25 protein-coding genes are annotated in these 25,360 nt (G+C 65.0%); 12 read left to right on the top strand and 13 right to left on the bottom strand.

Annotation, left to right across the window (positions count from 1 at the left end; translation table 11 throughout):
- Positions 1 to 22: 22 nt before the first annotated feature.
- On the bottom strand, positions 23 to 1,624 hold the full coding sequence (locus BLQ76_RS19370) for an N-acetylmuramoyl-L-alanine amidase (RefSeq protein ID WP_244519735.1): 1,602 nt from the start codon (positions 1,622 to 1,624) through the stop codon (positions 23 to 25).
- Between the two features lie 68 nt (positions 1,625 to 1,692).
- Between BLQ76_RS19370 and BLQ76_RS19365 the strand changes: the two genes are divergently transcribed.
- Positions 1,693 to 4,665 (top strand): Rne/Rng family ribonuclease, encoded by a 2,973-nt coding sequence (locus BLQ76_RS19365; RefSeq protein WP_090676703.1) that lies wholly within the window; start codon positions 1,693 to 1,695, stop codon positions 4,663 to 4,665.
- 38 nt (positions 4,666 to 4,703) lie between these two features.
- Here the strand turns inward: BLQ76_RS19365 and BLQ76_RS19360 are convergent, their stop codons facing one another.
- Positions 4,704 to 5,807, bottom strand: coding sequence for a pyridoxal phosphate-dependent aminotransferase (locus tag BLQ76_RS19360; protein ID WP_244519734.1), 1,104 nt, complete (start codon positions 5,805 to 5,807; stop codon positions 4,704 to 4,706).
- Positions 5,808 to 5,975: 168 nt separating this feature from the next.
- Between BLQ76_RS19360 and BLQ76_RS19355 the strand changes: the two genes are divergently transcribed.
- From BLQ76_RS19355 to aat, 5 genes are all read left to right on the top strand, one after another.
- Positions 5,976 to 7,367, top strand: a complete 1,392-nt coding sequence (locus BLQ76_RS19355; protein ID WP_090676700.1) for a M48 family metalloprotease — start codon at positions 5,976 to 5,978, stop codon at positions 7,365 to 7,367.
- Positions 7,364 to 8,110, top strand: a complete 747-nt coding sequence (locus BLQ76_RS19350) for a DsbA family protein (protein WP_090676698.1) — start codon at positions 7,364 to 7,366, stop codon at positions 8,108 to 8,110. Before BLQ76_RS19355 ends, BLQ76_RS19350 begins: the two co-directional genes overlap by 4 nt.
- A gap of 175 nt (positions 8,111 to 8,285) precedes the next feature.
- Positions 8,286 to 8,768: an acetyl-CoA carboxylase biotin carboxyl carrier protein gene (gene accB, locus BLQ76_RS19345; protein WP_090676697.1), complete on the top strand. Its 483-nt coding sequence runs from the start codon at positions 8,286 to 8,288 to the stop codon at positions 8,766 to 8,768.
- A gap of 57 nt (positions 8,769 to 8,825) precedes the next feature.
- Positions 8,826 to 10,178, top strand: a complete 1,353-nt coding sequence (gene accC, locus BLQ76_RS19340; protein WP_090676767.1) for an acetyl-CoA carboxylase biotin carboxylase subunit — start codon at positions 8,826 to 8,828, stop codon at positions 10,176 to 10,178.
- A gap of 2 nt (positions 10,179 to 10,180) precedes the next feature.
- Positions 10,181 to 10,846 (top strand): leucyl/phenylalanyl-tRNA--protein transferase, encoded by a 666-nt coding sequence (gene aat, locus BLQ76_RS19335; RefSeq protein WP_090676695.1) that lies wholly within the window; start codon positions 10,181 to 10,183, stop codon positions 10,844 to 10,846.
- Here the strand turns inward: aat and BLQ76_RS19330 are convergent.
- The 9 genes from BLQ76_RS19330 to BLQ76_RS19290 form a co-directional block, all read right to left on the bottom strand.
- Positions 10,786 to 11,181, bottom strand: a complete 396-nt coding sequence (locus tag BLQ76_RS19330) for a DUF2155 domain-containing protein (RefSeq protein WP_170842682.1) — start codon at positions 11,179 to 11,181, stop codon at positions 10,786 to 10,788. The genes aat and BLQ76_RS19330 overlap by 61 nt on opposite strands.
- Before the next feature lie 2 nt (positions 11,182 to 11,183).
- The gene (locus tag BLQ76_RS19325; RefSeq protein ID WP_090676764.1) at positions 11,184 to 11,561 is read right to left on the bottom strand and encodes an NADH:ubiquinone oxidoreductase subunit NDUFA12; all 378 of its coding nucleotides are present in this window, start codon (positions 11,559 to 11,561) and stop codon (positions 11,184 to 11,186) included.
- Between the two features lie 86 nt (positions 11,562 to 11,647).
- A complete protein-coding gene (locus BLQ76_RS19320) occupies positions 11,648 to 12,145 on the bottom strand; it encodes a GNAT family N-acetyltransferase (protein ID WP_244519733.1) in 498 nt (165 codons plus the stop codon).
- Entirely contained in the window at positions 12,142 to 13,638 is a 1,497-nt protein-coding gene (gene gatB / locus BLQ76_RS19315) for an Asp-tRNA(Asn)/Glu-tRNA(Gln) amidotransferase subunit GatB (RefSeq protein WP_090676692.1), read from the bottom strand. Before gatB ends, BLQ76_RS19320 begins: the two co-directional genes overlap by 4 nt.
- A gap of 88 nt (positions 13,639 to 13,726) precedes the next feature.
- The gene (locus tag BLQ76_RS19310) at positions 13,727 to 13,966 is read right to left on the bottom strand and encodes a hypothetical protein (protein WP_210184195.1); all 240 of its coding nucleotides are present in this window, start codon (positions 13,964 to 13,966) and stop codon (positions 13,727 to 13,729) included.
- Complete coding sequence (gene gatA, locus BLQ76_RS19305; RefSeq protein WP_090676687.1) at positions 13,963 to 15,444, bottom strand: Asp-tRNA(Asn)/Glu-tRNA(Gln) amidotransferase subunit GatA; 1,482 nt, start codon at positions 15,442 to 15,444, stop codon at positions 13,963 to 13,965. Before gatA ends, BLQ76_RS19310 begins: the two co-directional genes overlap by 4 nt.
- Positions 15,441 to 15,917 carry a GNAT family N-acetyltransferase gene (locus BLQ76_RS19300; RefSeq protein ID WP_090676685.1) on the bottom strand — a complete coding sequence of 159 codons (477 nt, stop codon included), beginning with the start codon at positions 15,915 to 15,917 and terminating at the stop codon, positions 15,441 to 15,443. Before BLQ76_RS19300 ends, gatA begins: the two co-directional genes overlap by 4 nt.
- Before the next feature lies 1 nt (position 15,918).
- On the bottom strand, positions 15,919 to 16,206 hold the full coding sequence (gatC, locus tag BLQ76_RS19295; RefSeq protein WP_090676684.1) for an Asp-tRNA(Asn)/Glu-tRNA(Gln) amidotransferase subunit GatC: 288 nt from the start codon (positions 16,204 to 16,206) through the stop codon (positions 15,919 to 15,921).
- Between the two features lie 99 nt (positions 16,207 to 16,305).
- The gene (locus BLQ76_RS19290) at positions 16,306 to 17,007 is read right to left on the bottom strand and encodes a metal-dependent hydrolase (protein ID WP_090676682.1); all 702 of its coding nucleotides are present in this window, start codon (positions 17,005 to 17,007) and stop codon (positions 16,306 to 16,308) included.
- 97 nt (positions 17,008 to 17,104) lie between these two features.
- On the opposite strand from BLQ76_RS19290, the gene ruvX reads away from it, so the two are divergent.
- Positions 17,105 to 17,587, top strand: a complete 483-nt coding sequence (gene ruvX / locus BLQ76_RS19285) for a Holliday junction resolvase RuvX (protein WP_244519739.1) — start codon at positions 17,105 to 17,107, stop codon at positions 17,585 to 17,587.
- Here ruvX and BLQ76_RS19280 read toward each other — a convergent pair.
- Positions 17,536 to 17,859, bottom strand: coding sequence for a DUF6105 family protein (locus BLQ76_RS19280; RefSeq protein ID WP_090676679.1), 324 nt, complete (start codon positions 17,857 to 17,859; stop codon positions 17,536 to 17,538). The two genes, ruvX and BLQ76_RS19280, sit on opposite strands and share 52 nt — an antisense overlap.
- Entirely contained in the window at positions 17,859 to 18,380 is a 522-nt protein-coding gene (locus BLQ76_RS19275; RefSeq protein WP_090676678.1) for a hypothetical protein, read from the bottom strand. The genes BLQ76_RS19280 and BLQ76_RS19275 overlap by 1 nt, the downstream gene beginning before the upstream one ends.
- 157 nt (positions 18,381 to 18,537) lie before the next feature.
- On the opposite strand from BLQ76_RS19275, the gene BLQ76_RS19270 reads away from it, so the two are divergent.
- The 5 genes from BLQ76_RS19270 to topA all read left to right on the top strand — a co-directional run bounded on the left by BLQ76_RS19270 (position 18,538) and on the right by topA (position 25,359).
- Positions 18,538 to 19,497, top strand: coding sequence for an aspartate carbamoyltransferase catalytic subunit (locus BLQ76_RS19270; protein ID WP_090676676.1), 960 nt, complete (start codon positions 18,538 to 18,540; stop codon positions 19,495 to 19,497).
- 5 nt (positions 19,498 to 19,502) lie between these two features.
- A complete protein-coding gene (locus tag BLQ76_RS19265) occupies positions 19,503 to 20,804 on the top strand; it encodes a dihydroorotase (RefSeq protein ID WP_244519738.1) in 1,302 nt (433 codons plus the stop codon).
- The gene (gene plsY / locus BLQ76_RS19260) at positions 20,801 to 21,415 is read left to right on the top strand and encodes a glycerol-3-phosphate 1-O-acyltransferase PlsY (RefSeq protein ID WP_090676674.1); all 615 of its coding nucleotides are present in this window, start codon (positions 20,801 to 20,803) and stop codon (positions 21,413 to 21,415) included. Before BLQ76_RS19265 ends, plsY begins: the two co-directional genes overlap by 4 nt.
- A complete protein-coding gene (gene dprA / locus BLQ76_RS19255) occupies positions 21,412 to 22,524 on the top strand; it encodes a DNA-processing protein DprA (RefSeq protein WP_090676672.1) in 1,113 nt (370 codons plus the stop codon). The genes plsY and dprA overlap by 4 nt, the downstream gene beginning before the upstream one ends.
- Before the next feature lie 111 nt (positions 22,525 to 22,635).
- Entirely contained in the window at positions 22,636 to 25,359 is a 2,724-nt protein-coding gene (gene topA, locus BLQ76_RS19250; protein WP_090676671.1) for a type I DNA topoisomerase, read from the top strand.
- Position 25,360 lies beyond the last annotated feature (1 nt).

Raw genomic sequence — 25,360 nt, 5'->3', positions numbered from 1 at the left:
GAAGCCACGCTTCCCCGATCGGTCAGCCGCGACGCTCGCGCAACGAGTCCGTCACGGCCTTAGCCAGGATCTCGGCGAAGCGACGCTGCCAGTCCGAGGAGAGGAGTAGTTTCTCCTCATCCTTGTTCGACAGGTAGCCGATCTCGAGCAGAACCGACGGCACGTCCGGTGCACGCAGCACACGGAAGCCCGCGGACCGCTTCGGGTTGTTAATCAGGCGCACACCGGCTTTGCGCATGTCGTCCACGAGATGGGTCGCGAAGCGTTCGGTCAGATTCTCCGTTTCGCGCCGCACGAGGTCGACGAGAATGTCGTGAATTTCCGGAGCGTCCTGATCCCATTCGGATCCGGCGAAGCGGTCGGCCGCGTTCTCGGATTCCGCAATCTCGCTCGAAAGCGCGTCGGATGCCCGATCCGACAGGGTGTAGACGGTCGCCCCGCGCAGGTCCTTGTACCGAATCGAGTCCGCATGGAGCGAGATGAAAAGGTCCGCATGCGCGCGACGAGCGATAGCGCTGCGCTCGTTGAGGGGAATGAACGTATCGTCGGTTCGGGTGAGAATGGTCGTGACGTCCTTTTCGGCGCCGAGCACCTCGCGCAACGCCATCGCGAATGCGAGATTGATGGCCTTCTCCTCCGTCCCCCCTTCGCCGGTCGCGCCCCGATCGACACCCCCATGACCTGCATCGATGACAACCGTGAAGCGACGTGGCGCCACGAGGGGCGGGACCGCGGCCTGCACCGTCGGAGCCTTTCCGCCATCGCTCCACACGAAGGCGCTCTCCGGTGCAGGCGCAAGCTCAAGCTTTACGGTAGCGCGGTCGCCGTCGCGCTGCACCTCCATCCGCGGCCGCACCGAGTCCGAGAGCGAAAGAAGCAGGCGGTAGCGATCGGCACCGGCCAGACCCTGCCGTAGCGAGTTGACGATGCGGCCGGTTGGCTCGGGCAGCTTTGCAGCCGAGACGGTGTCCGCCAGATCCAGAGCGATCCGGTATGGCTTTCGCAGGAGGGTCAGATGCGGACGCGCCGGCCCGCGAGTATCGACCTCGAGGATCGCTTGCCCACCGTCGCCGTTCAAGCGGACAGCGGTCACGACGGTCGGGGTCGTCTCCTGCGCGTTCGTCGCTGCGACGAGGACGAAAAATAGCACGAACATGGCAGCGAGACGGGCGGCTGTTCGAAAAACAACCGGACCGATGATCTGCCTCATGTCGAAGCGTTGCACTTGTTTAGCGGGCTTGCACATCATAAAAGCGGAATCGAGGCACTTGCGTCGTCGCGACGCGTTCTGGCGATCCCCGGGCGGGATGCGAAAGCATCCGATCCGACAGGTTCCGCCGGTTTCGTAACGTGGCATCCTAGATCGCAGGAAACCTCGGCAGATTCCACTTCGACCGGGCCTCCGAGCGCCCGGACGGAACGCTCGCGCGATCGCTCGCTTCGTGAACGACCCGCGCGATTCCATCGGTCGTTTGAAGCGACCATCATGTGTTGCAGGTCGCCCGCGCGTGTCATCGGCATACCCTTTCCCTTCGTCAAGACTGCCACATCCGACCGGATTGCAGCTTGCGTTGAGGGAAGCCGACGACGTTTGCAGCCGGGCCACCCCTGCGGACCCGTCCATCCAGACCTTTCAGCCGACCGTCATGGTCGGACGTTCCGGAGCGGCCAGGGTCCCGGAGTTGAGATGTCATGGCAAACAAGATGCTGATCGATGCGTCGCATCCGGAGGAAACCCGGGTCGTCGTCGTCAAGGGTAACCGGGTCGAGGAGTTCGACTTCGAGTCCGAGCACAAGAAGCAGCTCAAGGGGAATATCTATCTCGCCAAGGTGATCCGCGTCGAGCCGTCGCTGCAGGCGGCGTTCGTCGAATACGGTGGCAACCGCCACGGTTTCCTGGCCTTCAGCGAGATCCATCCGGACTACTACCAGATCCCGGTGGCCGATCGGCAGGCCCTTCTCGAAGATGAGCTCGCACGGGCGCGAGAGGAGGAAGAAGACGACGAACCCAAGCCCGCACGCTCTGCCGGTCGCGGTCGCGGAGGCCGTCGCAATCGGGGTAGCGAGGCGAAGGCCGCAACGGACACGCCCGAGGACGACTCGGTTTCCGAGATCGTCGACGATGCCGACTCCGAGGACGGCGGTGCGCAGGAGATCGTCGAGGACGACGATGTCGAGGAACTGGGCGGCGCAGGTCCGGGTGACCTGGCCGACGACGGCGATGACGAGCCGGCCGCGCCAACGACGACGACGCCCGACGCCACGGATCCTGCTGTGGCCGGTGAGAGTGTCGCGGAGATCGTAGCCGCAGCGGCCGACGAAGAGGTTGCCGCCGACGAGGGCGAGGCTGCGGTCGAAGCGGTGTCGGCTGAGGGTGACGAGACGCCCGAAACGGAAGCCCGTTCGACACGCCGCTCGTCCGGCCGTCGTCGTCGGGGCGGGCGTCGCGGCGAGACGTCCGAAGCGGAGGCGACGTCGGGTGACGACGCCGAGCAGGTCGACGAGATCGGCTCCGAGGACGCGATGGAAGAGGTTCCGACCCGTCCGAGCCGTCCGCCGCGCAAGCAGTACAAGATCCAGGAGGTCATCAAGCGCCGCCAGATCCTGCTCGTGCAGGTCGTGAAGGAGGAGCGCGGCAACAAGGGTGCAGCACTCACCACCTACCTGTCGCTGGCGGGTCGCTATTCCGTCCTTATGCCGAACACGGCCCGTGGCGGCGGCATCTCGCGCAAGATCACGAACGCGGCGGACCGCAAGCGTCTCAAGGATCTCGTGCGCGACCTCGAAGTGCCGCGCGGCATGGGCATCATCCTGCGTACGGCCGGCGCCAACCGCACGAAGCCCGAGATCAAGCGCGACTACGAGTATCTGATGCGTCTGTGGGAGACGGTGCGCACGCTGACGCTCCAGTCCTCGGCACCTGCGCTCGTCTACGAGGAAGGCTCGCTCATCAAGCGCTCCATCCGCGACCTCTACAACAAGGATATCGATCAGGTCCTGGTTGCCGGTGATGGCGGCTACCGCGAGGCCAAGGACTTCATGCGGATGCTGATGCCGAGTCAGGCAAAGGTCGTCCAGCCATACCGCGAGCTCGTTCCGATCTTCGCGCGCTCGGGCATCGAGGCGCAACTCGACAAGATGGTCCAGCCGAGCGTGACGCTGAAGTCGGGCGGTTACATCATCATCAATCAGACCGAGGCGCTGGTCGCCATCGACGTCAACTCCGGACGATCGACGCGCGAGCATTCCGTGGAAGACACGGCCTACCAGACCAATCTGGAGGCAGCCGAGGAAGTGGCGCGTCAGCTTCGCCTGCGCGATCTCGCGGGTCTGATCGTGATCGACTTCATCGACATGGAGGAGAAGCGCAACAACCGGAACGTCGAGAAGCGCTTGAAGGAGTGCCTCAAGGACGACCGGGCGCGCATCCAGATCGGTCGCATTTCGCATTTCGGCCTTCTGGAGATGAGCCGTCAGCGCATCCGCGCCAGCGTCCTTGAGTCCACGATGCAGCCCTGCCCTGTTTGCGCGGGCAACGGCTACATCCGGTCGGAGTCTTCGCTGGCGCTGCACCTGCTGCGCACGCTTGAGGAGCACCTCCAGAAGCACGGCACGCACGACGTCATCGTGAAGGTTCCGACCTCGACCGCTCTCTACGTCCTGAACGAGAAGCGCGCGACGATCGACGACCTCGAGAGCCACCATGGCGTGCGCATCATCCTCCAGGCGGTGGAAGGTGTCGGCCATCAGCATATCGCGATCGAGCACGGCGCCGAGGCGGTCAAACGTCCCCGTCCCGAGCCTGTCCAGCCGATCACCGTGGTCGCGGACGAGGTCGAAGACGTCGAAGAGGCCGGCGTCGACGAAGAGAGTGCCGACGAGGCGCCCGAGGCGACCGGTACGCTGGAAGCCAACGGACGCGACGAGGGCAACGGACGCCGGCGCCGGCGGCGGCGGCGCGGCGGTCGCCGCAACGGCGACGGCGATACCGACACGGCAAGCGAAGGTGTGGAAACCGAAGCCGCCGCGGAAGCGACGGACGCGAGCGTCGAGGTTGACGGCGAAGCGGACGAGGCTGGCGGCGAAGACGCCGAGGGCCGCGATCGCAAACGGCGGCGCCGGGGACGCCGTGGTGGGCGGCGGAGCCGCGAGGATGGCGCCCACGACGCACCGGTCATGGACATCGCAGGTGGTGCCGGGGCGGACGAAGACCTGCCAGTCGTCGTCGATGACGCGATTGCGGAGGACGATGGCTCGGAGGCGGTGGCCCCCGTCGAGGTCGGCGATGTTGCCGAGCGATCGGCGGAGCCTGAGATGACCGATGCCGTTGACGCTATCGAAGGCGTGGATCTCGACGGCGCTCGCGCATCGGACCTGGAAGACGCAAGTCGGGTCGTTCCGCCGGACGAGAACGAGGTGATCGCCGATACCGCCGAAGCCGGTGCCCTGGTCGACGGCAATCCCCCCCTCGACGAGGTCTATCCGGATGTCGAGGACGCAACCAGCGTTCCGAACGAGATCGTCGAGAGCGAGATCGAAGCCGCATACGACCAAGCCGACTCCGTCACGCGAGGGCCGCGCATCACCTCGAACGGTGAGGAGCCGGAGCCTGAAGCCGATCGGCCGAAGCGGACCGGTTGGTGGGCCAAGCGCTCCTTCTTCTGAGATCAATAACGGGGCGCCCCTGGGCGCCCCGTTCGCATTCAGGCTCGGGCGAGATGGCGGCGCAACCGCTCCACGGCGGTCGCGATCTCGGTAGGGTGACCCGCGTAGGACAGTCGCACGAAACCCTCGCCGCGAGCCGGATCGAAATCCGTGCCGGGCGTGATCGCCACGTGCGTTTCGGCGAGGATGCGCCGGGCAAAGGCCGTTGCTTCCCCCTCGCCGTCCGGAACCCCTGCATACGCGTAGAAGGCTCCATCGACAGGAGCCATGTCACGGAAGCCGATCTGCGGCAGTGCCGCCTCGAGCAGACGTCGATTGGAGTCGTAGACGTCGCGAATGGCGTCGAGCTCCGCCGTTGCGTCCATCACCGCCTCTGCCGCAACCTGGCTCAGTTCCGGCGGTGAGATGTAGAGGCTCTGCGCCAGACGCTCGGCGACGCGCACGAGTTCGGGCGGCAGCGCGAGCCACCCGACACGCCATCCCGTCATACAATAGTACTTCGAGAACGAGTTGACGACGATGGCGCGGTCGGTGAACTCGAGTGCGCTCGCGGCCGGCTCGCCGAACACCAGTCCGTGGTAGATCTCGTCCGAGATGAATGTGATCTGCTCTCGTTCCGCGACTCGTATCAGGCGTTCGAACTCCGCCCGCGGCGTTACCGTACCGGTCGGGTTCGCGGGACTGGCGATGAGAACACCCTGCAGGGGTTCTCGCCGATGCTCTTTGAGTAGCCTCTCCGCCGTCAGCAGGTAGCCATCGGACGCATCGACAGGAATCTCGACCGGTCTCAGTCCGAGGGCACGCAGGATATTGCGATAGGCCGGATAACCCGGTGTCGCGATCGCCACACGGTCGGCGGCATCGAAGGCGGCGAGAAAGGCCAGATTGAAGCCGGCTGACGACCCGGTCGTGATCATGATTCGGTCGGCCGCAAGCGATACGCCATAAGCTTCATGCGCCTGCCGCGCGACGCGCTCCCGCAGGGAGGAGCGCCCCAACGCGTCCGTGTAGCCGATCTTGCCCGCATCCATGAACGCGCGCGTCGCTTCGAGGGCCCGTTCCGGGACCGATGCGGAGGGCTGTCCGACGGCCAATGATATGACCGGGAGGCCGGCCGCTCGCATCCGGTTCGCCTCGGCCATGACATCCATCGCTCGGAACGGATCGACGTTCGAACGACGCGATGCGCGAACGGAAGACGGCAGATCCATTGGGCCTCACAAACGCCGGATTGGAATGCGGCAAGCGGGTCGTACCGGCGCGCCGATCGCGGTACATAGGATCGGGTGGACTGCGAGGGGAAGACCGGAATGGCGATCGGATGGCGGGAATTGGCGCGACGCGCCTTCAGCGCCACGCTGGGCATCGTAGTCGCTCTGACGACGGCGGTACCTGTCAGCGCGCAGTCTGCTGGGCGTACGCGGCTGCCGATCGTTCGCGATGCCGAGATCGAGAGCCTGATCCGGGATTATTCGACCCCGATCCTGCGCGCGGCAGGCCTGTCCCCAAGTCGTGTCGACATCGTTCTCGTCAACGACCTCGCCTTCAACGCCTTCGTGGCGGGTCGTCGGATCTTTATCAATACGGGCACGATCCTGAACTCCGAAACGCCGAACGAGACGATCGGCGTCATCGCCCATGAGGTCGGTCACTTAGCAGGAGGCCATCAGGAGCGGTTGCGCGATCAGATCGCCCGCGCGCAGATCATCGCCGTCGTCGCCGGCCTGCTTGGAGCCGGTGTCGCGGCGGCAGGAGCGGCATCGGGATCGGGTTCGCTCGCGGGCGTGGGCGGCGGTTTGATGACGAGCGGTGGCGGCATCGCGCAGCGCAGCCTCTTCGCCTACCAGCGCACCGAAGAGGTCACGGCAGATCGCTCCGCGCTCGTTTATCTCGAGAAGACGCAGCAGTCGCCCAAGGGGCTCCTCGACAGCTTCGAGGGCTTGATGCGTCAGAACATGCTGAGCGGTGTCACGCCGAACATCTATCTGTCGTCGCATCCCGCCCCGCAGGAGCGCCTGGGCCGGCTTCAGGAAGCGGCGAAGGCCAGCCCCTATTACGGCAAGAAGGACGCGCCCGCCCTTCAGCTGCGACACGATCTCGCTCGCGCGAAGATCGCTGCCTACAATGGCGGCGCTACGCAGGTCCGCCGGGCGTTCCCACGCGACCAGCTCGGAATGGCGTCCCGCTACGGCGACGCGATCGCGACGCATCTGGCCGGCTCGCCGCGCATGGCGTTGGACAAGATCGACAGGTTGATAGCCGAGGACGGGGCCAATCCCTGGTTTCAGGAGGTTCGGGGCGAAGTCCTCATGGCGTCCGGACGATCCGAGGAGGCGGCGGCGGCCTTCTCACGTGCCGAAAAGCTCGACAGGTCCAACTCCGGCCTCCTGAAGGCCTCGGTCGGCCAGGCCATCGTGACGGGCGGCAATCCAAAACGCATGCCGGAAGCGGTCGCGCAGATCGAACGCGGCCTACAAACGGACCCGAACAACTCCACGGCCTACGAATTCCTCGCCATGGCCTACGGCAAGATGGGCGAGATCGGTGCGGCGGAGCTGGCGACCGCGGAGGGATATTGGCAGGCCGGCAACTTCCGCCAGGCAAAGATCTTCGCCGCGCGCGCACAGGGTAAGTTCCGTCCGAACTCGCCGCAATGGCTGCAGGCGCAGGACATTCTCACAACGAAGATCGCTAGGAAATGAGACCGACTATCGCCCTTGTTGCCGCAGCGCTCACGAGCGCGACGCTTCCCGCCGCGGCGTTCGACGACGCGCAGACGCGGGATATCGAGAAGATCGTCCGCGAGTACCTCGTGGCTCACCCCGAGGTGCTGCTGGAAGCCATCGATGCGCTGGAAGCCAAACGCACCGCCGAAGCTCAGGCAACGCGCGGTGCGGCCATCGCATCCGTTTCGCAGCTGCTGACGGCGACACCGGCGGGCACTGCGGTCGGCAATCCTGCAGGCGACGTCACGATCACCGAGTTCTTCGACTACAACTGCGGCTACTGCAAACGCGCTGCAGCCGACATGGAGGTTCTGCTCGCGACGGATCCCCAGCTGCGTGTCGTCTTGAAGGAAGTTCCGGTTCTCGGACCGGACTCGGAGGCGGCGACGCGCGTCAGCCTCGCCTTCCGCTCGCTCGCGCCCGACCGCTATCCCGCCTATCAAAAGATGTTGCTCGCCTCGCGGGAGCGTGTCGATCAGGAGCGCGCGCTGACTGTGGCCGCCGAGTTCGACGTGTCCCGCGAACAGTTGATGCCGCTGCTTCAGAGCGATGCGGTCACAAGCGTTCTGGCGGAGTCGGCTCAGCTTCTGGACACGCTCGGCATCAGTGGTACGCCGACCTACGTCGTCGGGGGCGAACTCGTGTCCGGTGCTGTCGGTGCGGACGCGCTCGCCAAGCGGATCGCCAACGTCCGTCAATGCGGAAAGGCGACCTGCTGAGACGCAACTCTTGCGTCTCGGGGACTTTTCGGGCAGGGCGACGCGGTCTATAGGGCAACAAGTGCGGGCGGGCGCCGTTTCCCGCGCGAACGAGGTTTGAGATGTCGCCTTTGGTGATACCAGACCGCTCCCACGTCGTCGGGCCCCCGCGCCACACATCTTCCGAAGGAACACCATGTCGCAAAAGGATACGTCCGTTGACCGCTCGCTCGTTCGAGAGCTGGCCGACATCCTCAACGATACGGACCTGACGGAGATCGAGATCGAGCAGGGCGACCTGCGTATCCGCGTCTCCCGGCAGAAGGAATACGTGGCGGCCGGCGGCTACGCGATGACCATGCCGGCTCCCCATCAGATGGCGCCCCAGGCGCCTGCCGCGGCGCAGCCGGCCGCAGCGCCGGCGCCGGTGAGCGCTGGACCGGAAGTCGGCTCCGTCCCCTCGCCCATGGTCGGTACGGTGTATCTGGCATCTGCACCGGGGGCGAAGCCGTTCATCGAGGTCGGGCAGACTGTTTCCGAGGGCGAAACGTTGCTGATCATCGAAGCGATGAAGACTATGAACCAGATCCCGGCTCCCCGCTCGGGAACCGTGAAGCGGATCTGTGTCGATAACGGCCAGCCGGTCGAGTACGGCGAGGCGCTCGTCGTCATCGGCTAACGGCGAGGGCGGATGCCGAACGCCTGACCCGAGACGTTTTTCGATACGAGGATGCCCATGTTCAACAAGGTCCTGATCGCCAACCGCGGCGAGATCGCGCTGCGCGTCCTGCGCGCCTGCAAGGAGCTGGGGATCGCGACGGTCGCCGTGCATTCCACGGCCGACAATGCCGCGATGCATGTGCGCCTTGCCGACGAGAGCGTCTGCATCGGTCCGCCACCGGCCCGCGACAGCTATCTCAACATTCCTTCGATCCTCGCGGCCTGCGAGATCTCGGGTGCGGACGCCGTCCATCCGGGCTACGGCTTCCTGTCCGAGAACGCGCGCTTCGCCGACATTCTCGACGCGCACAACATCACCTTCATCGGGCCGACTGCCGATCACATCCGCATCATGGGCGACAAGATCGAGGCGAAGCGCACCGCGCAGCGCCTCGGAATTCCGGTCGTTCCCGGATCGCCCGGTGCCGTCACCGATGACGACGAGGCGATGCGGATCGCGCGCGACATCGGCTTCCCGGTCCTCGTGAAGGCGTCCGCAGGTGGTGGCGGTCGAGGCATGAAGGTCGCTCACACCGCGGCCGACCTCTCGCTGGCCCTCGCCACGGCGCGCTCGGAAGCTGGTGCCGCCTTCGGTGACGATGCAGTCTACCTCGAGAAGTATCTGGGCAAGCCTCGCCATATCGAGGTGCAGGTGTTCGGCGACGGCATGGGCAAGGCGGTCCATCTCGGCGAGCGCGACTGCTCACTGCAGCGTCGGCACCAGAAGGTCTGGGAGGAGGCTCGCTCACCCGCCCTCGACGACGAGCAGCGGCGCCGCATCGGCGAGATCTGCGCCAATGCGATGGCGGAACTTCGCTATCGCGGAGCCGGAACGATCGAGTTCCTGTACGAAAACGGCGAGTTCTATTTCATTGAAATGAACACGCGCCTGCAGGTCGAGCATCCCGTGACCGAGGCGATCACGGGCCTCGACCTCGTTCACGAGCAGATCCGCGTCGCGGCGGGACTCGGCCTCTCCGTCACCCAATCCGATGTGCAGTTCTCGGGTCACGCGATCGAGTGCCGCATCAACGCGGAGGATCCGCGTACGTTCGCGCCCTCGCCCGGTCAGATCAGCTACTACCATGCCCCGGGTGGCCTCGGTGTGCGCGTCGACTCCGGCGTCTATCAGGGATACACGATCCCGCCATTCTACGATTCCCTGATCGGCAAGCTCATCGTCCATGGTCGCAGCCGCAACGAGTGCCTGATGCGGCTGCGGCGTGCCCTCGACGAGATCATCGTCGACGGCGTCAAGACAACCCTGCCCCTGTTCCAGGACCTCGTCGACAATCCGGACATGCAGCGCGGCGACTACGACATCCACTGGCTGGAACAGTACCTCGCGGCAGCCGCCAAGGCGGCCTGACCATGTCGAAGCGCGGCGGCGAGATCGAGATCACGCCGCAGCTTCTCCTGCGCGCCTACGCGGCCGGCATCTTCCCGATGGCCGAGAACGCGCATGACCCGTTCATCCATTGGATGGACCCGCAGCGGCGCGGCATCCTGCCTCTCGACGGACTTCACGTCCCTCGCTCGCTCGTCAAGACGATCCGGCAAGGCCGCTACGAGGTTCACGTCGATCGGGCTTTTGCGGCGGTCGTCGACGCCTGCGCCGAACCGGCTCCCGGGCGGGAGCAGACGTGGATCAACGCCGAGATCCGGCGTCTCTATCTCGGACTTTACGCGATCGGGCATGCACACAGCGTGGAGGCCTGGAACGGCGATCGCCTCGAGGGCGGCCTTTACGGTGTCAGTCTGGGTGGCGCCTTCTTTGGCGAAAGCATGTTCTCGCGCGCGACGGACGCTTCGAAAGTCGCGCTTGTCTTCCTTTGGGACCGGCTCGTACGAGGCGGCTACACGCTTCTCGACACGCAGTTCAAGAACGATCATCTCGCACGCTTCGGCGCTATTGAGATTCGCCGTGCCGACTACCGCGAGCGATTGGCACGCGCGATTGAGATACCGGCCGATTTCTACCCGGCCGGCGCCGGGACCGTCGCGTCGGTTTTGCAGTCCTTGAGCCAGACATCGTAGACCGAGTGCTCGACGGCGTTGAGGCCGGGCGAGTCCGCAAACATCCAGCCCGTGAAGATGCGCCGGATCTCACGCTGCAGCGTGATCTCGTCGACTTCCACGAACGTATCGGTCTTGGGTGCCTCGTCCTGCGTTCGCGTATAACAGGCACGCGGGGTCACCTGGAGGGCGCCGAACTGAACCGTTTCGTCGACCTGTACGTCGAATGTCGTGATCTTGCCGGTGATCTTGTCGAGGCCAGAGAAGACCGCCACGCGGTTGGCGACACGTTCGGCCGAGGCCGGCGCGCAGGCCAGAATCATCGCGGCAACGGCGATTGCCGGCAGGCGAAGCATGCTTATGGCTGCCAAGCGTCGTAGTCGCCGGTTACGCGGGGACGTTCTGCGGTGTTCAGCAGCGAGCCCTTCGGCCGATAGGCAAGACCCGTCCCGGTGAGGTTCGGCGAATGGGGCTGCTCCCACGGATGCGGCGTGTAGCCGTCCTTCGGCGGCGGCGTGTCGGTGCGATGATGCATCCAGCCGTGCCAGCCAGCACCGATCGCACTGGCCTCGGCCGGACCATTGTAGATCACCCAACGTCGCTTGCCGTCGGCCGTCTGGTAGTATCGGTTGCCGCGCTCATCCTCGCCGACCGGCTTCCCAAAGCGCCAAGTATAGAAGCGCGTCCCGATCGTCTGGCCGTTCCACCAGGTGAACACTTCCGTCAGCCAGTTCATGAGTGTCATGCGAATGCCGCTCCGTCTCGTGGGCGCTTTATCGGGCCGTGTCCGGCAAATGTCCATGGCATGCGGGTGCGGCGGTTCTACAGCCGCTTCTCCATGACGACCAGATCGATGCCGGCGGTCTCGGCCGCGGAAGCTGCGGGACCGGTCACCGCGAAACCGTTCCGCTCAAAGAAGCGGAGGGCACGGGCGTTCGCGAGTTCGATCTCCAGTCGAACACGCTCGGCATCGGGAAAGGCGTTCTGGACCTCGCGAAGGAGTTCCTGCCCGATGCCCCGCCCCTCGGCGTCCGGCAGGACGTAGAGTTGATGCAGCGATATCAGCTTACCGTCGGACGCCGCGGTCGCGGCATAGGCCATTCCAAGAAGTTGCTTGCCGTCATCCGCGACAACAAACTCGCTCGAGGGACGTGTGAGGTGAGCCGCCAATCGCGTGGGGGAGTGCCACGAGCGCGTGATCTCGGCGACGCGGTCGGCGCCGTAGATCGCGTCGTAGGTGGCGTGCCACGTGCGGGCAAGGAGGTCGCTGACCTTCGCAAGATCGCCTTTACCCGCCGTACGCAAGAAGACGGGTGTCACGGCAGGTTCAGCTTGCTCTTCACCAGCTCGTTGACACTCTGCGGATTGGCCTTGCCGCCGGTCGCCTTCATGACCTGTCCGACGAACCATCCTGCGAGCGTCGGCTTGGCTTGGGCCTGGGCCACCTTATCGGGGTTGGCGGCGATCACTTCATCGACCGCCTTCTCGATGGCACCCGTGTCCGTGACCTGGCGCAGACCACGACTCTCAACGATCTGACGTGCATCGCCACCCTCGGTCCAGAGGATCTCGAAGACGTCCTTGGCGATCTTGCCGGAGATCGTTTCCTCACGCACGAGGTCGAGAAGCGTACCGAGCTGGGCACCTGAGATCGGTGTTTCTTCGATACCCTTGCTGGACTTGTTGAGTGCGCCCAGAAGGTCATTGATGACCCAGTTGGCCGCCTGCTTGGCATCGCGACCGGCGGCGACCCCCTCGAAGAAATCCGCGATCGCCTTTTCCGAAACGAGGATCGACGCGTCGTAGGGCGACAGGCCGGACGCGATCAGCCTTTGCCGCTTGTCGTCCGGCAGTTCGGGCAGGTCCGCCGAGAGTTCAGCGACGAACGCGTCGTCGAACTCGAGCGGCAGGAGATCGGGGTCCGGGAAATAGCGATAGTCGTGCGCATCCTCCTTGGACCGCATCGCTCGCGTTTCACCCTTGGCCGGATCAAACAAACGGGTTTCCTGATCGATCGCGCCGCCGTCCTCGAGGATGGCGATCTGCCGGCGAGCCTCCGACTCGATGGCCTGTCCGACGAAACGGATCGAGTTGACGTTCTTGATCTCGCATCGCGTGCCGAAGTCGCCGCCCGGCCGGCGCACCGACACGTTCACGTCGGCCCGCATGGATCCTTCGTCCATATTGCCGTCGCAGGTGCCGAGATAGCGCAGGATCGTGCGCAACTTGGTGAGATAGGCGCGGGCCTCGTCGGCCGAACGCATGTCGGGTTTCGAAACGATCTCCATCAGCGCGACGCCGGATCGGTTCAGATCGACAAAGCTCATCGTCGCATGCTGGTCGTGCATGGACTTGCCGGCGTCCTGTTCGAGATGCAGACGCTCGATACCGACCTCGATGTCCTCGAAGCCACCTTTCTGATCCGGTCCGACCGAGACGATAACGGTCCCCTCGCCCACGATGGGATGGGCGAACTGGGAGATCTGATATCCCTGCGGCAGGTCCGGATAGAAGTAATTCTTCCGGTCGAAGACAGAACGCTTATTGATCTGCGCCTTCAGCCCGAGACCCGTTCGGACGGCCTGCCGCACGCACTCTTCGTTGATCACAGGCAGCATGCCCGGCATGGCGGCATCGACCAGGCTGACATTGTCGTTCGGCTCCGAGCCGAAGCGTGTGGAAGCGCCGGAGAAGAGCTTGGCTTCCGATAGGACCTGGGCGTGGACCTCCATGCCGATCACAATCTCCCAGTCGCCTGTCGCGCCGGGGATGAGCTTCTTCGGGTCGGGCGTACGGGTATCGACGAGCGGCATGAGTGGTCCGGCGTTCCAAGGGTTGGGACGAGGGCTAGATCAAAGACTGACGGCGTTCAAGGGCGTGCCATCAGCCACGTCTGCGTCGTCAGTGGGTCTCGCCGAGCGCCGCTGCGATGGCCCGGCGCTCCGCATCCGTATCTCCAGCTCCAACGGGACGCCCGGCACGACGATACCAGTAGGCGGCGTTACTCTCGTCACCCTCGATGCGATGAAGCAGTGCATGGACCCATGCGGCGTCGGCGGACGTGTCGTCCTGAACGAGCGCATGAGCGCCGTCCCAGTCACCAGCTGCAATGAGATTTAGGGCTTGCTGCGCAGCGCTCACCACCAACGCTCCGGCTCGAAGCGGCCGGCCGCCTGTTCGATGACGCTTGCGGTCGAGAACAACGTTTCCTCATCGAAGGGTCGGCCGATCAGTTGCAGACCCAATGGCGTTCCCTCGACCGACAAGCCGGCCGGCACGGCGATACCCGGCAGACCCGCCATGTTCACGGTGACGGTGAAGATGTCGTTCAGGTACATCGCCACCGGATCGGCGGCCAGATCCTCATCCCCGATACCGAAGGCAGCAGACGGCGTCGCGGGCGTTAGGAACGCATCGACCCCATCGGCGAACGCCGTCTCGAAATCCCGCTTGATCAGCGTGCGCACCTTCTGCGCCTGCAGATAGTAAGCGTCGTAGTAGCCCGCCGACAGCACGTAGGTGCCGATCATGATGCGCCGCTTCACCTCGCGGCCGAAGCCGCTCGCGCGCGTGTTCTCGTACATCTGCTCGACGTTACGCCCCTCGACGCGCAGGCCATAACGCACACCATCGTAGCGAGCGAGGTTAGACGACGCTTCGGCGGGAGCAACGATATAGTAGGCCGGCAGAGCATACTTCGTGTGGGGCAGCGAGACGTCGACGATTTCAGCGCCGGCGTCGCGCAGCATGGCGATGCCGCGCTGCCAGAAGGTCTCGATTTCGGGAGCCATTCCCTCGACGCGATATTCGCGCGGGATGCCGATGCGAAGGCCCTTCACGGACCGTCCGATGGCGGCCTCGTAGTCCGGAACGGGCCGGTCGACCGAAGTCGTATCCTTGGCGTCCATCGATGCCATGGACTTCAGAAGGATCGCGGCGTCGCGAACGTCGCGCGCGATCGGCCCGGCTTGATCGAGCGACGATGCGAAAGCCACCGTGCCCCAGCGCGAACAACGGCCGTAGGTGGGCTTGATGCCGACCGTGCCGGTGAAGGCCGCCGGCTGACGAATCGAGCCGCCCGTATCGGTTGCGGTCGCGCCGGCACACAGGCGTGCGGCCACCGCCGCGGCCGAGCCGCCCGACGATCCGCCCGGCACGAGCTTCATGTTGGAGTTCGTCCGGCGCCACGGGTTCACGACCGGGCCGTAGAAGCTCGTCTCGTTGGACGAGCCCATGGCGAACTCGTCCATGTTGAGCTTGCCGAGCATCACCGCGCCGTCGGCCCAAAGATTGGCGGTCACCGTCGACTCGTAGCGGGGCTCGAACTTGTCGAGAATGTGCGAGCAGGCCTGCGTGTGGACGCCTTCAGTCGCGAAAAGATCCTTGATGCCGAGCGGGATGCCTTCCAGCGGACCGGCCTGTCCAGCAGCCAACCTGGCGTCCGACGCCGTTGCCATCTCTCTGGCCTTGTCGCCGGTCACGGCGACGTAGGCGTTGAAGGTCTCGTTCGCGGCGTCGATCGCCGAGAGGTAGCCGTCGGTCAGCTCCCGCGCGGTGAACTCCTTCGCCTTAAGCTTGTCCCGGGCGTCGGCAATCGTCAGTGCGGTCAGATCGGTCATGGCGTCAGTGTCTTTTCATAGAAGCGCGAGAAGCCGGAATCAGGATAATCGAGAACGGCGCCGCAGACATGGAAGCCGCAGCGCTCGTAGAGACGCCATGCGGCTTCAAAACCGGGGGCCTCTCCCGTCTCGAGCACGAGACGTCGCACACCTCGCTCGCGCGCCAAGGTTTCCACTCGCCGAAGCAGTTGCGTGCCGATCCGTTGTCCCCGAAGCGCTGGATAGGTGAACATCCGTTTCACCTCGCCCAATTCGTCGTCGTGAATCTTGAGGGATGCCATGCCGAGAGGGGCGCCCGCTTGATCGCGCATCACGAACACGGTGACGCTCGGCTCGGCCATCTGCTCGACAGTCAGCTGAAACTGAAACTCGGGCGGCGACAAGGGACGCATCGTGTCGTTGAGCGCCGTCACCATGTCGCGCACGTCGTCCTGTAACGGCGTCTCCGCGCTGATCGAGACTGCGTCCGCCATGTTATTCGACGACCTTGGGAACCAGGAAGAAATGGTCCTCGGTCTCCGGGGCATTGGCGACGATATCATCGGCCTTGTGGCCGTCGGTGACGACGTCCTGCCGCTTTTTCATCTCCATCGGAATGACGGACGTCATCGGCTCGACGCCCGACACATCGACCTCGCCGAGCTGCTCGACGAAGCCCAAAATGGCATTGAGTTCGGCTTGCATCGTCACGACATCCTCATCCGACACCGCGATACGGGCCAGACGTGCGACGCGGCGGACTGTGGCTGGATCGACGGACATGCGGTTCCTTCGGCGTCGGCGATGATGGCCGACGCTATACCGAGGGGTCCGGACCCGCGCAACGCCGTGGGCGGCGACCGGCCCCTCGCTTCGAGGCCGTCAGATGTCGAACGGTTTCCCGACCTCGGGGATGAGGATGCGGTTGGCCTCGTCCTCCATGGCATCCTTGAACTTGTCCGGATTGGGATCGAGGATCGGAAGCGTACCGTAGTGGAGCGGGATGATCGTCTCGAAGTTGAAGTAGCGACGGCAGGCGAGCGCGGCGACCGCTGCGCCCATGGTGAGGCGGTCGCCTACGGGGACGAGGCCGATCTTGGGATGATGAAGCTCCTCGATGATCGCCATGTCGCCGAAGATGTCGGTATCGCCCATATGATAGACGCTTCCGCCCTCGGCAAAATGCAGGACGACGCCGTTGGGCATGCCCAGATAGGTGACCGTACCGTTCTCTTCGACCGAACCCGAGGAGTGAAACGCCTGGGTCAACGTGACGGAGAAGTCGTCGAACTTGACCGTTCCACCCGTATTGGCCGGCTCGATCTTCTCGACGCCCTTCTTGGACAACCACTGCACGAGCTCGAACGTCCCGACGACGCTGGCACCCGTACGCTTGGCGATGTCGACCGTGTCTCCGACGTGGTCGAAGTGTCCGTGCGTCAGGACGACGTGGGTCGCCCCCTGCGTCGCGTCCGCGACATCGCCCTCGAAGTGGGGATTACCGGTCAGAAACGGATCGATCAGGATGACGGCCGAGCCGCTTTCGATTCGAAAGGCCGAATGGCCGAAGTAGATCATCTTCATGGACGGATCCGTCTCCAAGCGTGAGGGCAGACCGCCCTGTCGCAGCCTGCGACCGGGTAAGCTAGGATCACGGGCTACCGATCAAGACGAGGCGGCTTTGGGAATCATCGATATCAGCGAGTTGCTCGCGTGCCTGCCCGCGCACACGACCCTCGCGGGTCTGGACCTGGGGACCAAGACGATCGGCGTAGCGGTGTCGGATCTGGGATTGAGCTTCGCCACGCCGCGACAGACCATTGCCCGTCGGAAGTTCACGCAGGACGCCGAAACGCTTCGGGACGTGCTCGACCAGGCGCGTGCCGGCGCGTTGGTTCTTGGCCTGCCGCTGAACATGGACGGCTCGGAGGGACCTCGCGCGCAGTCGAGTCGAGCGTTCGCCCGAAACTACGGCCGCCTCGATCCACGACCGATCGTCCTATGGGATGAGCGCCTGTCCACGGTTGCCGCCGAGCGCGGCATGATCGAGATGGATATGTCCCGCCGCCGTCGCGCCGAGCGGATCGACTCCGCTGCGGCCAGCTTCATTCTTCAGGGCGCGCTCGACAGGCTGGCCGTCTTGGCCGGACCGGATCCGCGCTGACGCTGCGCGACGAACCAAGCCGCTATCGCTCGCCGACGTCGGAACGCGAAGATCGACAGCACGATCAGCGAGTCGAGAACCAGGGCTCGCACGACAAGGGGCGGCAACGTCTCAGGCGCTACGCCAAGCGCGGCGGCGTAGAGGCCGAACACGTGGTCGTAGAGCGCTCGCGAGAAGAACAGCATCCCGAAGTTGATGTCGTTGGAAGCCAGCCCGAGCCAGAGCGCCAGGAACGACATCGGCGCGAACCACATCAGCAGGAACCAGCGCATCAACGCACCTCATCCGTGGATCTCGACAGGTCGTCACCGCGAGGTTGCCGCGGGATCGAAGCGTTGATCGCGACGAGCGCCTTGCGCAGCTCCATCTCGTCTTCAGGCTCGTCGATGCCGAACATGCACCCGTCGAACGCCAGGGCGAGTGCGGTGAGACCAAGCGACCAGAAGGCCAGATCGGGCCGCGAGACGATGCTGCTGAATGGCGCTCCGAACAGAAGCGCCGCCATGACAAATGCGAACGACAGGCCAAGGCCGACATAGGCGAGCCCCTCGCCGCGACGCACCGTCTCCTCGCGTTTGGAGTGAATGAAGACGAGAGCGGCCGCCGGGATCGTAGCGGCGACCATCGACAGCGTGATGAGCAGACCTTGCTCGGGTCCGGTTGCAGCGGGCGGATCGAGCGGCACACCATAGAGCATCTCGCGTCCTGACGACGCTGCGATCTGGGTCAAGGCCGTGACGGCGTGAAAGCCGGACCAAGCGGCCAGCGCGAAGGAGCTGGGAAGGCGAATCACAAAACCTCTCCTGGCAGCGTTAACAAGTCGTTAATGCCAACCTCACGAAAGCGCTCCCTGTAAGCAAACGATACCAATCGTTAGGGTTAACGGGCGGCGTGCGCCGTGACTGTCGCCTTGTAGATGCAGGAGGCATCGCCTATAGCCCGGCTTCAGGATGACTGACCCCGCACGCCCCGGAACCGCCCCGCGCCGACACCTGCTCGGCATCGCCGGCCTGTCGCTCCCCGATATTCACGAGCTGATGGATCGTGCCGACGCGGCCGTATCGGTCAGTCTGGGTCTCGACAAGAAGAAGACGGCACTTCGCGGTCGAACCCAGATCAACCTCTTTTTCGAGGCCTCGACGCGAACGCAGGCGTCGTTCGAACTTGCCGGCAAGCGGCTCGGCGCCGACGTCATGAACATGTCGGTCGCCAACTCGTCCGTGAAGAAGGGCGAGACGCTAATCGATACGGCTATGACGCTGAACGCGATGCGCCCCGACATCCTCGTCGTGCGTCACCATGCGGCTGGAGCCGTCGCGCTTCTGGCGCAGAAGGTCGCCTGCTCCGTCGTCAATGCCGGCGACGGTGCTCACGAGCATCCCACGCAGGCGCTGCTCGACGCGCTGACGATCCGGCGGCGCAAGGGGCGCGTTGCCCGCCTCGTCGTGACGATCTGCGGAGATGTGCTGCACAGCCGCGTCGCAAGATCCAACATCCTGCTCCTGAATGCACTCGGTGCCGAAGTGCGCGTCGTCGCACCCTCGACGCTCCTGCCATCCGGCATCGAGAACATGGGCGTTCGGGTGTTCCGGCACATGGAAGACGGCCTGTCGGGAGCTGACGTCGTGATGATGCTGCGGCTGCAACGCGAGCGGATGCAGGGCTCCTTCGTCCCGTCGGTGCGTGAATATTTCCGCTTCTTCGGCCTGGACGCGCAGAAGCTGGCGCGGGCGAAGACCGACGCGCTGGTTATGCACCCGGGCCCGATGAACCGTGGCGTCGAGATCGCTTCCGAGATTGCGGATGGGCCGCAAAGCGTCATTGAGGAGCAGGTCGAGATGGGCGTCGCCGTCCGTATGGCCGTGATGGAATGGATGATGGACACGAACGCTGCGGGACCGGGCCGGTGAGTTCGATCCGTCCGCTCGCCATCCGGAACGTCCGCATCCTCGACCCCTCGCGCCGGCTCGACGTCGTGGGTACGGTCCTTGTGCGCGACGGCCAGATTCTCGATGCATGCGCCGGCGACGCCTCTTCCCTGGATGGCGCCGAGACGATCGACGGCTCGGGGCTCGCCTGCCTTCCTGGGCTGGTGGATGCGCGCGTCTTCGTAGGCGAGCCGGGTGGCGAGCATCGGGAGACGCTCCGCTCGGCAGGACAAGCTGCCGCCGCGGGCGGTGTCACCTCGATCCTCGTGATGCCGGATACCGATCCCGTCATCGATGACGTCGCCCTTGCCGAGTTCGTCGTGCGCACGGCGCGCGAGACAGCGGCGGTGAATGTCTTCCCTGCCGCCGCGTTGACGCGCGGACTGCGTGGCGCGGAGATGACGGAGATCGGTCTTCTCTCCCAAGCCGGCGTCCGAGCCTTCACGGATGGACGGCACACGCTCGGCAACAGCGGCCTGATCCGTCGCATCATGACGTATGCGGCCGATTTCGATGCGCTCGTCATGCATGAGACGCAGGATCTGGATTTGGCAGGGTCCGGCGTGGTCACGGAAGGTCTCCTCGCCTCGTGGCTGGGATTGCCTGCGGTACCACGCGAGGCGGAGGTGATTCCGCTCGAGCGGGACCTGCGTCTCGCGGCGCTGACGGGAGCGCGTTACCATGCGGCGCAGATCTCGACGGCGCTGGCGGCCGATGTGATGCGCCGGGCCAAGCGCGACCGCGTTCGAGCGACAGCCGGCGTGTCCGCCGCGCATCTCTCGCTGAACGAGAACGATATCGGCGAGTATCGAACCTTCTTCCGCCTATCGCCACCGTTGCGCAGCGAGGATGACCGGCAGGCCATGATCGAAGCGTTGGCGGATGGCACGATCGATATCGTCTGCTCCTCGCACGATCCCCAGGATGCGGACGGAAAGCGCCGTCCGTTCAGCGAGGCGGAGAGCGGTGCGATCGGCCTCGAGACGCTTCTGCCAGCGCTCCTGCGCCTGTATCACACGGAACGTGTACCGCTCCTGCGGCTGGTGGAGTCGGTGACCTCGGCGCCGGCCGATCTGTTGCGGCTCGACCGCGGCACGCTCCAGCCCGGCCGGCCCGCCGATCTGACGCTGGTCGACCTCGACGCACCCTTCGTCTTCACGAAGGATCGCATCGCGTCGCGCTCGAAGAACACGGCCTTCGAGAATGCTCGCTTCCAGGGTGAGGTCGTCCGGACCATCGTGGCTGGCCAGACCGTGTTCGATCGCGATACGCGGAGCGTCATGGCATGATGCAGTTCGACTGGACTGGCACGCCGGTCGGTACGGTTCTTCTCGCGCTCGGTGTCGGCTACCTCTGCGGTACGATCGCCTTCGGTTTGATCCTGACAAAGCTCTTCGGCCTCGGCGACCTGCGTTCGATTGGCTCGGGTAATATCGGGGCGACCAACGTTCTGCGTACGGGCAACAAGAAGGTCGCGGCCCTGACGCTTCTCGGCGATCTTCTGAAGGCCACGGTCCCGGTGGTCCTCTTCTGGCGGTTCGGCGCGCTTGCCGCCGCCGCGGCGGGGCTGGGCGCGTTCCTCGGTCACCTGTTCCCTGTGTGGTTGGGTTTTCGCGGCGGCAAAGGGGTTGCGACCTATATCGGCGTTCTCTTAGGCTTCGCGCCGTGGGGTGTCCTCGTCTTTGCCCTGGTGTGGCTCGGCGCGGCGAAGATCTGGCGCTATTCGTCGCTGGCCGCGCTTCTTGCGACCGTCGTCGTCCCCTTCGGCTATCTCATGATGGGCGATCTCCGGGCAGCAGAACTCTCGGCCCTCCTCACGATCCTCGTGTACTGGAAGCATGCGCCCAACATTCGGCGACTGCGGGCCGGTACCGAAGGACGGATCGGAGCCAAGGGTTGAGCCCAGGGCGATCGCGGCTTGGCAATAAAGTGCTGCTGGACTGGATCCGCCTGATCCGCTCGGAAAACGTCGGGCCGATCACGTTCCGGCATCTGGTTTCCCGCTTCGGGGATCCGAGCGCCGCGTTGCAGGCGTTACCGGATCTGGCGATGCGGGGCGGTGCGAGACGACCGATCGTTCCCTATCCATCCGACGCTGCGGAAGCGGAGCTTCGTGTCGCCGAGCGAATGGGCGCCTGGTTTCTGGACCTCGACGATCCGCTCTACCCCCAAACGTTGCGCGCCGCCGATGCGGCGCCGCCCCTTCTGGCGGTGATGGGTGAGCCTGCGATCACCGCTCGCACACCGGTCGCAATCGTCGGATCGCGCAAATCGTCGGCCGCGGGTGCACGCCTGGCCGAAACCTTTGCGGCGTCCCTCGGCGCGTCCGGTTGCACGATCGTTTCCGGCTTGGCGCGAGGGATCGATACGTCCGCCCATCGCGCCAGCCTCGATACGGGAACGGTGGGTGTCTTTGCTGGCGGCTTGGACAAACCCTACCCCGACGAGAATCGGCCGCTCATGCGGGCCGTCGTCGACCATGGCGGTTGCCTCGTGACAGAGATGCCCTTCGGGTGGGAGCCGCGCGCCGTCGACTTCCCCCGGCGCAATCGTATTGTCGTCGGCTTGTCGCTCGCCGTGCTCGTGGTCGAAGCGGCGAAACGATCGGGGTCGTTGATCTCCGCGCGGCTCGCCGGCGAGATGGGGCGTCTCGTTTTCGCGGTGCCAGGTTCCCCGCTCGAACCGCGAGCCGCAGGTACCAACGCGCTTTTGAAGGATGGCGCGAGTTTCGCCTTGGAGCCCCAGGACCTTCTCGACGAGTTGGCGCCGTTGATGCGCACGCCGCTGCGGATGGCCGAACCGGAGCCGGCGGCATCGCCTGTGTTCGACGCCCCGCAGTCGGACCGGGACCGGATCGTGCAGGCGCTTGGCGTCGCACCTGCCGCGCCCGACGACATTCTCGCGCATGCGGAGGTCGACACCGCGACGCTTCAGCTCGTTCTCATCGAACTGGAACTGGCAGGTCGCCTGGAACGGCATCCCGGCGGCAACGTCTCGCTCTCTCGTTGAGCACCGGCCATTCCGCTCGGGGTTGACCGGCGTCCCGCCACTGTCCATGTGAACGAACGACATTCGAGGGGACCGCCCCCACGATCCCCTTCTCCCAGGATCCAGGCTCACATGGAACTCGTCATCGTCGAGTCGCCTGCCAAAGCGAAGACGATCAACAAGTATCTCGGCAGCAACTACAAGGTGCTGGCCTCCTTCGGTCACGTGCGCGACCTGCCGGCCAAGGACGGCTCCGTGCGTCCCGACGACGACTTCGCGATGGACTGGGCGGTGGACGGTCCCTCGTCGAAACGCTTGTCCGAGATCGCGCAAGCCATGAAGAGCGCCGATGCGCTGATCCTCGCGACCGACCCCGATCGCGAGGGCGAGGCAATTTCCTGGCACGTTCTGGACGTGTTGCGCCAGAAGAAGGTGATCAAGGACAAGCCGGTCCGCCGTGTGGCCTTCAACGCCATCACCAAGAAGGCGATCCTCGAGGCGATCGCCAATCCGCGCGAGATCGACGCACCGCTCGTTGACGCCTACCTCGCCCGTCGTGCGCTCGACTACCTCGTCGGCTTCAACCTCTCGCCGGTCCTCTGGCGCAAGCTGCCGGGCGCTCGTTCGGCGGGGCGCGTGCAATCGGTCGCCTTGCGTCTCGTCTGCGACCGCGAGGCGGAGATCGAGCGCTTCCAGACGGACGAGTACTGGCAAATCGTCGCGCGTCTGGCGACGCCACGAGGCGACCAGTTCGACGCACGCCTGACGGCGTTCGACGGCGAGAAGCTCCAGCGCCTGTCGATCGGCAACGAGGCGCGTGCCTTTGCCATGCGCGACATGCTGAACGGTGCCGCCTTCACGGTCCAAAGCGTCGAGGCCAAGCCTGCCAAGCGCAATCCGAGCCCGCCTTTCACGACCTCGACGCTTCAGCAAGCGGCCTCGGCGAAGCTCGGCTTCGGTGCGGCGCGGACGATGCAGATCGCGCAGCGCCTCTACGAAGGCATGGATGTCGGCGGCGAGACGGTCGGTCTCATCACCTATATGCGAACCGACGGCGTCCAGATGGCCGGTGAGGCGATCGACGCCGCCCGCGTGACCATCGGCGGCACCTTTGGCGCGCGTTATGTCCCTGAAAAGGCGCGCTTCTATTCCACGAAGGCGAAGAACGCCCAGGAAGCGCACGAAGCGATTCGACCGACGAGCTTCGATCGGCATCCGAAAGACATGGAGCGCTTCCTCGATCGCGATCAGGCTCGGCTCTACGATCTGATCTGGAAGCGCGCGATCGCGAGCCAGATGGCGTCCGCCGAGTTCGAGCGGACAACCGCGGAGATCCGCGCCGAGAACGCAGGGCGGACCGCTCAGCTGCGCGCGACGGGTTCTGTCGTGCGCTTCGACGGTTTCATCGCGGCGTATCAGGATCATCGCGACGACTCCAAGACGCAGGCCGATCAGGCGGAGGAAGACGAAGACTCGGCGCGTCTGCCCGAAATCCGGCGCGACGAACGCTTGGATCGCAAGGCTGTCACGACGACCCAGCATTTCACCGAGCCGCCGCCGCGCTACTCGGAAGCCTCGCTGATCAAGAAGATGGAGGAGCTCGGTATCGGACGTCCGTCTACCTATACGGCGACGGTGCAGACGCTTCAGGATCGGCAGTACATCGTGCAGGAGAACCGTAAGCTCCTGCCCGACTCCAAGGGTCGGCTGGTGACGGCGTTCCTCCACAACTTCTTCGAACGCTACGTCGAGTACGATTTCACGGCAGATCTCGAAGGCAAGCTCGACGGCATCTCGGCCGGCGAGCTCGCCTGGAAGGACGTTCTGCGCGACTTCTGGCGCGACTTCTCGGCTCAGATCGACTCAACGAAGGAGCTGCGCGTCACCGACGTACTCGACGCGTTGAACGAGGAACTGGCTCCCCTCGCCTTCCCGGACCGTGGCGACGGATCGGATCCTCGCGTCTGTCCGCGTTGCAACCAGGGACGCCTGAGCCTCAAGCTCGGCAAGTTCGGCGCCTTCGTTGGGTGTTCGAACTACCCCGAGTGCGGCTACACGCGGCAGCTCGGCACCAATCTCCAGGCCGAAGGAACGGAGGGCGACGGCGGTCTCAACGAACCGCGCGAACTCGGCGTCGACGAGGCGACCGGCGAGAGCGTCACGCTGCGTGCGGGTCGCTTCGGTCCCTACGTACAGCGTGGCGAGGGCAAGGAGGCCAAGCGTTCCTCGTTGCCCAAGGGCTGGCTCGTCGCGGATATCGATCTGGAGAAGGCGGTGCAGCTTCTGTCGCTCCCGCGCGAAGTCGGCATCCACCCCGAGTCCGGCAAGCCGATCCTGGCCGGCTTGGGGCGCTACGGACCGTTCCTCCAGCACGACGGAGCCTACGCCAATCTGGAAACGATCGAAGACGTTCTAACAATCGGTCTCAACCGCGCGGTCACGGTGATCGCCGAGAAGAAGGAGCGCGGCGGGCGCTCGCGATCGACGCCGGCTGCCATCGCGACGCTCGGCGATCATCCCGATATCGGCGGACCGATCACCGTTCGCGAAGGGCGTTTCGGTCCCTACGTCAATGCCGGCAAGGTCAACGCAACGCTCCCCAAATCCAAGGACCCGACCTCCGTGACCCTGGAGGAGGCGATCCAGCTTCTGAACGAGCGTGCGGAGAAGACCGGCAAGGCACCGAAGAAGCCTGCCAAGAAGGCATCTGCGTCGAAGACGGCGGCGCCGGACAAGAAGCCGCCCGCCAAGCGGGCGACGGCCAAGACACCAAAGGCAGAGGCGGCACCGCCTCCCCGCGCGGCTCCCAAGACCGAACTGGTCAAAGGTCCCCGCGCCAAGGCAAAGGCATCGTAGC

It is taken from the genome of Aureimonas jatrophae, assembly GCF_900104035.1.
Classification (GTDB): Bacteria; Pseudomonadota; Alphaproteobacteria; order Rhizobiales; family Rhizobiaceae; genus Aureimonas; species Aureimonas jatrophae.
Note: the sequence above shows the minus strand (reverse complement) of the source record. Positions and strands in the feature narration are given on the sequence as shown.